12 protein-coding genes are annotated in these 10,434 nt (G+C 64.8%); 4 read left to right on the plus strand and 8 right to left on the minus strand.

Annotation, left to right across the window (positions count from 1 at the left end; genetic code table 11):
• A partial coding sequence (locus EOA23_RS26780; protein ID WP_145966489.1) for a HAMP domain-containing sensor histidine kinase occupies positions 1-789 on the plus strand: 789 nt, incomplete at its 5' end.
• 4 nt (positions 790-793) lie between these two features.
• On the opposite strand, the gene EOA23_RS26785 is transcribed toward EOA23_RS26780, so the two are convergent.
• Genes EOA23_RS26785 through EOA23_RS26795 form a run of 3 tightly spaced genes read right to left on the minus strand, consistent with a single transcriptional unit; the run spans position 794 to position 3,832 of the window.
• Positions 794-2,305 carry an RnfABCDGE type electron transport complex subunit D gene (locus EOA23_RS26785; RefSeq protein ID WP_127306356.1) on the minus strand — a complete coding sequence of 504 codons (1,512 nt, stop codon included), beginning with the start codon at positions 2,303-2,305 and terminating at the stop codon, positions 794-796.
• A complete protein-coding gene (locus EOA23_RS26790) occupies positions 2,302-3,024 on the minus strand; it encodes an FAD:protein FMN transferase (RefSeq protein ID WP_245474356.1) in 723 nt (240 codons plus the stop codon). The genes EOA23_RS26785 and EOA23_RS26790 overlap by 4 nt, the downstream gene beginning before the upstream one ends.
• A 22-nt stretch (positions 3,025-3,046) precedes the next feature.
• Complete coding sequence (locus EOA23_RS26795; protein ID WP_127306358.1) at positions 3,047-3,832, minus strand: FMN-binding protein; 786 nt, start codon at positions 3,830-3,832, stop codon at positions 3,047-3,049.
• 256 nt (positions 3,833-4,088) lie between these two features.
• Here EOA23_RS26795 and EOA23_RS26800 point away from each other — a divergent pair, with 256 nt between their 5' ends.
• The 3 genes from EOA23_RS26800 (at position 4,089) to EOA23_RS26810 (ending at position 5,846) form a co-directional block, all read left to right on the plus strand.
• Positions 4,089-4,784 carry a VIT family protein gene (locus EOA23_RS26800; RefSeq protein ID WP_126064802.1) on the plus strand — a complete coding sequence of 232 codons (696 nt, stop codon included), beginning with the start codon at positions 4,089-4,091 and terminating at the stop codon, positions 4,782-4,784.
• A gap of 88 nt (positions 4,785-4,872) precedes the next feature.
• Positions 4,873-5,133, plus strand: coding sequence for a DUF6455 family protein (locus EOA23_RS26805; RefSeq protein ID WP_127306359.1), 261 nt, complete (start codon positions 4,873-4,875; stop codon positions 5,131-5,133).
• Positions 5,134-5,297: 164 nt separating this feature from the next.
• Positions 5,298-5,846, plus strand: a complete 549-nt coding sequence (locus EOA23_RS26810; RefSeq protein ID WP_127306360.1) for a hypothetical protein — start codon at positions 5,298-5,300, stop codon at positions 5,844-5,846.
• A gap of 27 nt (positions 5,847-5,873) precedes the next feature.
• Here the strand turns inward: EOA23_RS26810 and EOA23_RS26815 are convergent, their stop codons facing one another.
• From EOA23_RS26815 to EOA23_RS26835, 5 genes are all read right to left on the minus strand, one after another.
• The gene (locus EOA23_RS26815) at positions 5,874-6,575 is read right to left on the minus strand and encodes a CBS domain-containing protein (RefSeq protein WP_127306361.1); all 702 of its coding nucleotides are present in this window, start codon (positions 6,573-6,575) and stop codon (positions 5,874-5,876) included.
• Between the two features lie 64 nt (positions 6,576-6,639).
• Positions 6,640-6,810, minus strand: a complete 171-nt coding sequence (gene ccoS / locus EOA23_RS26820; protein ID WP_126062666.1) for a cbb3-type cytochrome oxidase assembly protein CcoS — start codon at positions 6,808-6,810, stop codon at positions 6,640-6,642.
• Positions 6,807-9,059, minus strand: coding sequence for a heavy metal translocating P-type ATPase (locus tag EOA23_RS26825; protein ID WP_127306362.1), 2,253 nt, complete (start codon positions 9,057-9,059; stop codon positions 6,807-6,809). Before EOA23_RS26825 ends, ccoS begins: the two co-directional genes overlap by 4 nt.
• Positions 9,056-9,568, minus strand: coding sequence for a FixH family protein (locus EOA23_RS26830; protein ID WP_127306363.1), 513 nt, complete (start codon positions 9,566-9,568; stop codon positions 9,056-9,058). The genes EOA23_RS26825 and EOA23_RS26830 overlap by 4 nt, the downstream gene beginning before the upstream one ends.
• A partial coding sequence (locus EOA23_RS26835; RefSeq protein ID WP_281058767.1) for a 4Fe-4S dicluster domain-containing protein occupies positions 9,565-10,434 on the minus strand: 870 nt, incomplete at its 5' end. The genes EOA23_RS26835 and EOA23_RS26830, both read right to left, overlap by 4 nt.

Raw genomic sequence — 10,434 nt, forward strand, 5'->3', positions numbered from 1 at the left:
ACCGTCGGCCTGGCGCCGCTGGAAAGCCTGAGGATCGCCGTCAAGAACGTGATCGCGCAGCGGACGGCACGGTTGGACGTGGCCGCGCCGAGCGAAGTGCAGCCACTCGCCGACGAGATCAACCGTCTGCTCGACGCCCAGGAGAAAGCCCTCTCTCGGGCGCGCTCGCGCGCCACCGACCTTGCGCATGGCCTCAAGACGCCGCTGCAGGTCCTGTCCGCCGACATCCGGACCCTGCGCAAGAAAGGCGAAAGCGACCTTGCCGACGAAATCGAGAAGAGCGCGAGCGCGATTCGCCGTCATGTCGAGCGGGAGTTGGCACGCGCTCGTCTGGCGCCCGGCGTTTCCGGCGATGCCGCTTGCCTTGTCCGTGAGGTGGCGAGCGGCGTGGTCGCGGTCGTCAAGCGCACGCCGAGGGGCAGGCAGCTCTCATTCGTCATCGATGCCGCCGAGGATTTCATCGCGCCGGTCGACGAGGGCGATCTATCCGAGATTCTCGGCAATCTGGTGGAGAACGCGACGCGTTTCGCAAGCTCGGTGGTTCGTGTGAGCGCATCGGCAAGCGCTGGCGAGGTGATCATCAAGGTCGTCGATGATGGACCGGGCATTCCCGAGGCCGCCCTGCACGCCGCTCTGGTGCGTGGCGTTCAGCTCGACAGCAAGGGCGGCGGCAACGGCCTCGGCCTGGCGATCGTTTCGGATATCGTCGAAGCCTATGGCGGCCGTCTCGAAATGGCCAATGCCAACTCCGGTCTGGCGGTGACCATCCACCTGCCACGGCATGGTTGAGCGTTCACGCGAATCCGGGGAAATAGTCGACTTTGATTCTGGAACGGCGAACCCCCATGGCCAGCAGCTTCCCGCGCAGCGCCTTGACCATGATCTGCGGCCCAGAGATGTAGAAGGTGCGTTCGAGGTAGTCGGGCATGGTGAGGCGTACCAGGCGAGCGTCGATATAGCCCGGGTACTGCCCGCGCTCAGCACCCTTGGCTACCGCATGGAACGTCTTTATTCCCAGTTCGCGTCTCGCCTGGCCAAGCACGTCTCGATAGGCGATGTCGTCTTGTCCCTCTGTGCCGTAGAGAACGACGATGGGCCGCAACTCCTTGCGATCGACCAGATATTGCAGCATCGAACGGAACGGCGTGATGCCGATGCCGCCGGCCAAGAAAGCGATCTTGGTGTCCGGATCGGATGGAAGCGTGAAATCGCCGGCCAGTTGCGATGCGTGGATCGTGGCGCCGGGTTTCATGCCGCCCAGCGCCTGCTTGAAAGCGCTCGACTGCGGATAGAACTTGACGCCCAGCCGCACCGATTGCTCGGTAGGCGATGAGGCGACCGTGAAGTAGCGGCGGTTGCCGCGATTGTCGGAGCGCTCGAGGCCAAGTGTCCATTCAAGGTACTGGCCCGCCTGGAAGGCGAGCTTTCGCTGCGACTTGAAGATGAAGTCGTAGCTGTCGACGGCGGTTTTCTCGATGCGTTCCAAAGTCAGCACGAACCGGCCCTTCGGGCTCACGGCGTAGGCGAAGAGGTTACCCGCCAGGAGAGCGAGCTCGGGTGTGAAATAGAACGAGCCGATATGGATGTTGGGCGCGAACAGAAGGCCGACGATGGCGGCAAAGGCGATGCGCGGCCAGCGTGTCGTCGGAGCCGTCAGCGGCTCGGTCAGCATCACGAAGGCGAAGAACAGCAGCGGCGACGAACTGAAGGTCTCCGCGAGAGCGGTGCCATATTGGGATGGGTCGGTGGTCGCCAGTATCGTCGCCAGCGCAACTGCGAGGAACGTGGCCACGAGATCGAGCCGGCGCAGCTTGCGCACCACAAGAGCGCCACCCGCAAGCACCAGGGGGAAGAGCCAGATGTTGCCGCCCACCCACCATGTGGCGGGATGATCCAGCAGGAGCGCTGTCAGCGCGACGCCAAGGGCGGCCGGATTGAACAGGTGCTTCCCGCCGACGGCCAGGATGTATTTCGACGAGATCGCCCAGACCGACGCGAACGCCACGGCGCCGATGGCCTTGGCTTCAGTGGGGGCAATCGGATCGAGAATGAGCGCCAGGATCAACGCGGTGATGTAGACAGACTCGCCGTTGGCCGGAACCTCGAAGATGCGCGCAAAAACCTTGTTGGTGATCCAGCACGTGGCCAGCACCAGTGCGGTCGTGAAGGCCAGCGCTGTTGGATCATGCGGCACAAGCTTCAGGAAGCTGAAGACGAGGGCGGCGATCAGCAGGGCCGCCAGGTAGTAGAGCACCAGCCGGTACATTGTAAGGTGGTCGAGCAGACGGTCTAGGGTCTTGATCATGACTGGCAGAAGGCTCCGAAGCCGCTTGTCGGCGTGGCACGGCGATTGCTGTCGATGAGATATCCCTCGAGCCCTGGCGTCTGCTCGATAAAGAGGATGCCGTCCCGGCCCATCGCAAAGGCGGCGGTGGCGAAGCGGTCGGCCTCGAGCACATCGGAGCCGATGACGGTCAGGCTGACAATGTCGCTGATAGGGTCATGAACCGCGTGGGGATTATAGATGTGTTGCCCGCGCGCATATGTGCCGGAAGTGGCCACGCCATGTCCCCGCGGATAGACCACCTTGACGATCTCGTCCGTGTGGAAGGGATTGCGGATGCCGATGCTCCAGTCTCGGCCGGAAGCATTCCTGCCGCAGGATTGGATGTCGCCGCCCGCCTCGATGAAGAAGTCGCCGACGTCCGCCCGACGCACGATCTCGGCCGCGTTGCGGACAGCCCAGCCCTTGACGATGCCGGAAGGGTCGAGCGCGCCGTCGGGCCTGTGGATATCGAAATAGCCGGCGGTTTCCCTTCTGGTCTGCTCGGCGATCCGCATCACGTCGATCATCTGGCCGCTCCAGTCGCGGACCGGAATGTCGCCCCGGTTTATGGCTGAGATCTCGCTGTCCTGCCGGTAGGTGCTGAAACGCCGGTCAACATCGTCGAAATAGTCGAAGACCCTCGCGACGAGGTTGCCGGCCGCGCCGCCAAGGTCGACGGTGATGGGCATGCCCATCATGACCCGCGTCTCGCGCATGGAATTACGATGACGCCTTCTTCAGGGCGCCGCCCAAGGATTGGACAAAGGCCTTGCTGGTCAGCGTGGCGCCCGAGATGATGTCGACATCGGCGCTTTGCGCGCTGATCGCTTCGTCGCGCAGCATGGGCAACGCCTGTCGGTTGATGCTGACCGAAGTGCGGCGGTCATTGGGATATTTCAGGACCTTGAGCGCCGTCAGGCGGCCGCCCTGGACGAGCGCCTGGATCTGGATGATGCCGTAATAAGCGTCGGCCGCGGGGCCGGTGTAGACCCCGTCGGCGTAGCCATGAACCGCGAGCTTCATGCCGGTATGAATGACGCGCGCGGCCTGCGGATATGTGGGTCGCGGCTGCGGGATCGGGATATATACCGCAGGGGTAACCGCGAATGTCGGTGCATCCGGCGTGGGCGCACTCGCGGCTGCCGGCGCAGGATCTTGTTTCGGTGGTGGAGCTACCAGCTTCGCGACCTGCGGTGGACTGACGATGACCGGCGCCGGCTTTGGAGCGATAGCGATCGACGCCGTTGTGTCCGCTTTGACGTCGACCGGCTTCTGTGGGGTCGGCTCCCGCGGCGCATCCTGGGAAATCTTGCGCTGGGACTTCGCCGGCGCCATGACCGGATCTGCCGACGCGGGTGGAACGAACGACTGCGAAGTGCCCTGCGTCGCGGCATCGGCGGCGCCATCCATATCGACCAGGTCGTTGGCCGGCGGTGTGCCTGCCTGATCCCAGACATAGGCGCCCGACGAGGCGATCACGAAGAGCGATAGGGCGATCTGTTTCATAAGCATTGCATCCCGGCTTCAGGGCGCGCAACGGCCGGACCGTCGCATGCCTTCTCACCGCACTATCTCACGAGTTAGCTGACAGCTGGCTGTCAGCGCGGCCTGGCCCGCGGAAAGTGTCGCGCCGGCAAATCCATGCAGCCGTTTGACTTGGATCAGGGCATTTGCTCCGATCACGAAGCATGAAGCTGCATTCCTGCGCTTTTCCAGGTGGAGGCAATACAATGGCAGTATTCAACTGTTCATCGCCGCGATCATGAGCCGCCTTCACGCTGAAAATCACCTTGTGTCGCGCATTGGCTGGCTGCGCGCCGCCGTGCTCGGCGCCAATGACGGCATCGTTTCGACGGCCAGCCTGATCATCGGGGTTGCGGCCGCCAACGCCACCACGGCCAGTGTCCTCGTGGCGGGTGTCGCCGGCCTTGTGGCCGGCGCGATGTCGATGGCCGCGGGCGAATATGTATCCGTCAGTTCCCAGGCCGACACCGAGAAGGCGGATCTCGCCCGTGAGCGGGAGGAACTGGCCACCCAGCCGGAATTCGAGAGACAGGAGCTTGCGCAGATCTATATCGATCGAGGCGTGGAGCCTCGCCTGGCGTTGCAGGTGGCCGACCAGTTGATGGCCAAGGACGCGCTCAGCGCCCATGCCCGTGACGAGCTCGGCATTTCGGAGGCAACCGCCGCACGACCCATCCTGGCCGCGCTGGCTTCCGCGGCGGCGTTTTCAATCGGTGCGGTCATGCCTCTGGCGATGGTGCTGATTTCGCCGCCCTCGAGACTTGTTGCCGTTGTCTCGATTGCATCGTTGCTGTTCCTGGCGGTGCTGGGCGCAATCGGCGCGAGGGCTGGCGGCGCCAATATGTGGAAGGCGACAGCTCGCGTCACCTTTTGGGGAGCGCTGGCAATGGCCCTGACGGCCGGCATTGGCGCGATGTTCGGTACGACGGGCTAATTTAGGCCGGCGGGTTCACCGGGTTGATCGAGATCAATGCCGCGCGCCGCCAGGATGGCAATGATTGTCGCCTGAGGAGTGTGTCGGCATGAGCTTTCTCGATTATCTGATGGGCGTTGACGCCAGAATCGCCTTGATGGGACGCATGATGCAGAAAATGGGCGTCGACCGGCAGTTGCGGGTCGTGGCCGATCACGTCGCCGTCACCAATCGCGCCGTGGACCGGTGCCGCTCCTGCGGTCACCAGGATGATTGCGCGGCCTGGCTCGACGAAACCGAGCATGCGGATCATCCGCCGGCCTATTGCCGCAATGGCGACTTGATTGCGCGTTTGCAGTCTATCCGTTGATCGAGCGCCGACGCCGCGGCCTTGATGGGTGCCGCGGTGAGCCTCCCGGGCTACCCGGCCGAGAACAGGCGGCTCCGCCCGTGTGACGAATACAGGTAGCGTTGGCGGCCGTCGGCGCCGGTGGGACTTCTGCAGTCGACAGGGACGTGCACGAGGCAGGCAGTTTGGACAATCTGCATCTTTTGGAAGCATTTCTGCTTTTTGCCGCGCCGGGGCCAACCAATGCTCTTCTGGCGGCAGGCGCCGTCAAGCGGCAGAACGCCACCACGCTTCTTGCCGCGCAGGCATGCGGATACGGGATCGCGGCAGCCTTCTGGCTTTCGCTGCGTTCCCTGGTGCCGCCTGCCACTGTTCAGATGGTTCAGCTGGTTGCCGCCGCGTGGCTGGTGGTCCTTGGCTTTCGCCTGTTGACGGCCAAGCGCGCCGAGGCAACGAAAAACGGCGGCGGCACCTCCATCCTGGCAACCACCGCCCTCAACCCGAAGGCGTTCATCTATTGCGTGGCCATCGTGCCGATGGACATCGAGGCGGCGGCGCTGGGCATCGCCTGGATGGCGCTGCTCGTGATCACGGCAGTGACCGGATCGATGTGGCTGCTGCTGGGCGGGCGGTTGAGCGGCGGCAAGAGAATGGCCGACGCCATCGCCGGCGCGGCGCTCATTGTCTTTGCGCTGCTGCTGGTTCGCCCCCTGATGCCGTTGTCCGCGATTTGAGTGCGTGCGCCGGAAGCGCGACGGTCTTCAGGAGACAAGCACCACCGAGAATGGCCCGGCGCAAAAGAGCTTGTCCGTGACCTTCCTGACCCCGGCAACGTTCTCGGCCGCAACCACGGCAGCTTTTCGCTGACGTTCGTCGAAGATGGCGCCGCTCAGCTCAACGTCTCCCTGATCGACGGTGACGCCGATAAGGTCGCCGCCGACGCTCCAGGACTGCCCCCGCAGCTCGGCAAGAATGTTCCTGCGGATCACCTCGTCGTCGACAGTCGCGGAACCTGATTTGGGCAGAGTGCGGAGCAGGATGCGCATCAGATCGGAGCGGCTGACGATGCCGACGATCTTATCCGCGTCAAGGATAGGCACATTCTTGATGTCGTGGGTTGCCATGAGTTCGACGACGTCGGCAAGCGAAGCGTCTGGCGCTGCCGAAACGACGCCGGCGGTCATGACTTCGCCCACCCGGCGGCCGCTCGAACGGACATACTCGTCGGCGAGCTTGCCTGGACCGACAAGAAACTCCAGCCAGCGAGGCCGCGCCCGTCTGGTGCCAAGTTCGCCCCGGCGCAGGAAATCGCCTTCGCTGATGATGCCAGCCAGCGATCCGTCGTCTCCCACGACCGGCAGGCAGCGGATGTTCCTGGTCAGCATCAGATCGGCCGCTTCGGCGACCGAGGCAGAGGTGGCGATTGTGACCACCGGCGTCGTCATGATGTCCCGAGCCTGCATCGAAGTCTCTCGCTTTCGTCAGCCTTACTCTCGGAGGTCGGGAGCAACGCTGCCTTGATCCATATCAGTTTGATCGCGGGCCTTCCTTGTCTCGCTGATCGGGTTCGATCAGTATCCGCTCGGCGGCTCCATCGAGATCCTCGTATTGGCCGCTGCGCAAAGCCCACAGGAAGCCGGACAGACCGAGCGCGCCGAGGAACAGGGCCACGGGAATGAGATAGACGAGCGTGGTCATGGGTGCGCCGCTTCGATGACGTCGGTGCGGCGTCTGGCGGGAGCGGCTTCAGGCGCCGCTTTCGCCGTTGCTTGAAGCCGCATCGCATTTGCGATCACGATCAGCGGCGTCACATGTCCGAGGATGGCGATCGGCACGGCGAACGCGTTGTAGACGATCGCGATCGCGATGTTCTGGCGGATGAGCCGGCCGGCCTTGCGCGAAACATCCAGGGCGAGCGGCACCGCCAGCAGGCTCTCGCGCAGGAAGACGAAATCCGCGGCCTCGCGGCCGATGTCGGCTGCGGTCGCCGGAGCCATCGAGACATGCGCGGCGCCGAGCGCCGGCGTATCGTTGAGGCCGTCGCCCACCATCAGCACCTTGTGACCGGCGCGGGCCAACGCCTCGATCCTCTCGACCTTGCCCGAGGGCAGCAGGGCCGGCACGAAATTCTCGATGCCCAAGGCTCCCGCCGCCTCGCCGCAGGCTCTCGCCGTGTCGCCGGAAAGCATCTCGACCGAGATGCCGGCGTCCTTCAACCGTTCCACCGCCGCCTTCGCATCGGCCCGCGTGGCATCCTCGAAGGCGAAGCAGGCGACGATCCTGCCATTCTTCGCGAGAACCGTGCCGCCAAGGCCGCCATATCGCCCTTCACCGCCGGTGCGGGCCTTCCATCCGGCCCAGCCGCGCCGGCCAAGGCGCCAGATATCGCCGCCGGCGGACGCATCGATGCCGAAGCCCGGCTCCTCCTGCACGCGGTCGAATTGGGTTCGATCGCGAACGCTGCCATAGGCCGCCAGCGCCTTCGAGAACGGGTGCCGGGAATGCGCCGCCAGATCTGCCGCGATCGCCAGCATGGCCGGATCGATCGACGCTGCGTTGACGAGCCTGGGCAGCCCCAGAGTGAGCGTCCCGGTCTTGTCGAACACAGCCGCGTCGATCGCCGCGAGACGCTCCATCGCCGAACCGTCCTTGACCATGACGCCGGCCTCGAACAGGCGCCGGGCCGCCACCACCTGGACGATCGGAACCGCGAGGCCGAGCGCGCATGGGCAGGTGATGATGAGCACGGCGATGGCGATGGTCATGGCGCGGTGCCAATCGCCGGACGCAATCATCCAGCCGAGGAAGGTGACAAAGGCCGCCAGATGGACCACGGGCGCGTAGAGTGCCGATACCCGGTCGGCGATCCGCCTGTAGCGCGAGCGGCCACCCTCGGCAGCTTCCATCAGCCGGACCATTTCCGCCAGGAAGGAATCCTTCGCCGCTGCGCTTGCCTGCATCGTCAGCGGACCCGTCAGGTTCAGCGTGCCGGCCTGGACGTGCGTGCCGGCGCTCACGGCTTTCGGCGCGCTCTCGCCTGAGACGATCGAGCAATCGAGGTCGGAATTCCCGCTGACGACATCGCCATCGACCGGGATCCGCTCGCCGGCCGCAATGAGCAGGCGCATTCCCGGTGCGAGTTCGGCCACGGGCACGTATTCGTGTATTCCGTCGTCCCGCAGGACCACGGCCCCTCGCGCGGCGAGCCGCGACAGGCCATTGACCGCGGTTCGCGCCCGCTCGCGCATCACGTGATCCAGCGTGCGCCCGATCAGCAGGAAGAAGAGCAGCGACACCGAGGCGTCGAAATAGGCGTGCTCGCCGTGATTGATGGTCTCGTAGAGGCTCATCGCGTAGGCGAGCGAAACGCCCACCGCGATCGGCACGTCCATGTTCATGCGGCCATGGCGCAGCGCGTTCGCAGCCGAGCGGAAGTAGATCCCGCCGGCGAAGGCGAGCGCCGGGATGGCGATCAGCGCGGACAGCCAATGGAACAGATCGCGAGTCGGGCCTTCCGCGCCGGACCAGACCGATACCGAGAGCAGCATGATATTGCCGGCCGCGAAGCCCGCCACGGCGACAGCGCGGATCAGCTCCGAGAGCGTCCTGTCCTTCTCGTGAATTTCCGGGTCGAACAGGTGCGCCTGATAGCCGAGCCGGCCGAGCACGGCGAAGAATGGCGGGACGATGTCGCCGCGCCAGCGGACCGACACACGCTTCGTCGACAGGTTGACGCGAGCGGACGCGACATTCTCGACCGAGCCGAGCGCCGCCTCGATCGCCTGGATGCAAGCTCCGCAGTGAACCGTCGGCACCGACAGGTCGGTCTGGTGGATGTCGCCGCCCAGGGAGCGGCTGGCCAACTTGATCTCCTCGCTCGACGGCGATGCGGATGTCGCGCCAGCGACCTCCAACGCCATTTCAGCCCCAGGCGCGCAGCAGCTCATTGCAGGGCTCCATTCGAGATCATGACACGGCGGACGTCGCGGAACGGTGAAGCCAGCCCGGCATCCGCATCGATCTCCACGATCCAGACGCCGTTCCTGGGCGTGTGCCGGACAGCAAATGCCTCCGCGCTCCCGGCGCTCCCGGCCACCGCGGCAAGTGTCAGGGCTTCGTCCTCGGCCTCGTAGGCCGGGTGGCGGAACAGCACCTTGACGCCTCGCAGCGGCACCGGCTTGCCCTGGCTGTCGACAAGGCTGTAACGGACCTCGCCGGAAGCGACGGTCAGCTTGCCTGTCCAGCCCAGCGCCGCCTGCGCCCTGCCTTTCCTGGCTTCTTCGTTGAACTGCTGGCTTGCGACATAGGTGTTTTCGACGACGAGGCCGATCCAGCTCTTCTGGGCGAGTGTGGCCATGGTGACATTGACCCCGATCACCACCGCGAAGAACGCCAGGATGGAGACCAACATATGCTTGCCGGTGAACTCGCGCGGCTTCGGCATTTCGGCGCTCATCTGCTGTTCTCCGGGGCATTGAAAGTTGCAGTGTATTCGGCGGTTTCGGAACTTGCCGTGTCGTCGATGCGGAATTCGAAACTCTGCGCCGGCTTCCTGATCTGATCGGCCGGTTGCCGGACGAAGACCTTCAGCGTCTTCAGCCGGTCGGGCTCGACCGGGATGGAGAAGGAGCGGCTTGCGGGCTGGTCGATGCCGACGATGCTCATCTCACCGCCGTCGAGGCCGTCCAGCGTGATCTCGACCGTCCTCGGCTCGGGTATCATGTTGAGCAGCTTGACCGTATAGCCGTTGCGGATCGAGCCGTCCGAGAGCGTCACGAATTGCGGATTGCGGTCATGCAGGACATTCAGCTCTAGCCGTTCGCGCGTCAGCAGCGAATAGACGAGCACCAGGCCGATCGCCGACCACACGCCGAGATAGATGTAGGTGCGCAACCGGAAGATCTTGCCCAGGTGGAAATGTGCCAGGCCGTCGGCGAAGCCGCCGCTCGGCGTCCTCACCAGCGCCGGATTGTCCGGGCCGGTGCCCCCGGATGTGGCCAACGCCATGTTGGCGTTGTAGTCAGCCAGCGTTGCATAGGAGATCAGCCCGCGTTCCCGGCCGAGCTTGTCCATGACGCTGTCGCAGGCGTCGATGCAAAGGGCGCAGGTGATGCATTCCAACTGCTGGCCGTCACGGATGTCGATTCCCATCGGGCAGACGGCGACACAGGCGTTGCAGTCGACGCAGTCGCCGACCGATTGCCCGGCGGCCGAGGCCTTCTTGGCGTGGCGCGAGCGCGGCTCGCCGCGCCAGTCGTTATACGTCACCGTCAGCGAGTTTTCGTCGAGCATGGCGGCCTGGATGCGCGGCCACGGGCACAT

The organism is Mesorhizobium sp. M2A.F.Ca.ET.042.01.1.1, from assembly GCF_003997405.1.
Lineage (GTDB): Bacteria > Pseudomonadota > Alphaproteobacteria > Rhizobiales > Rhizobiaceae > Mesorhizobium.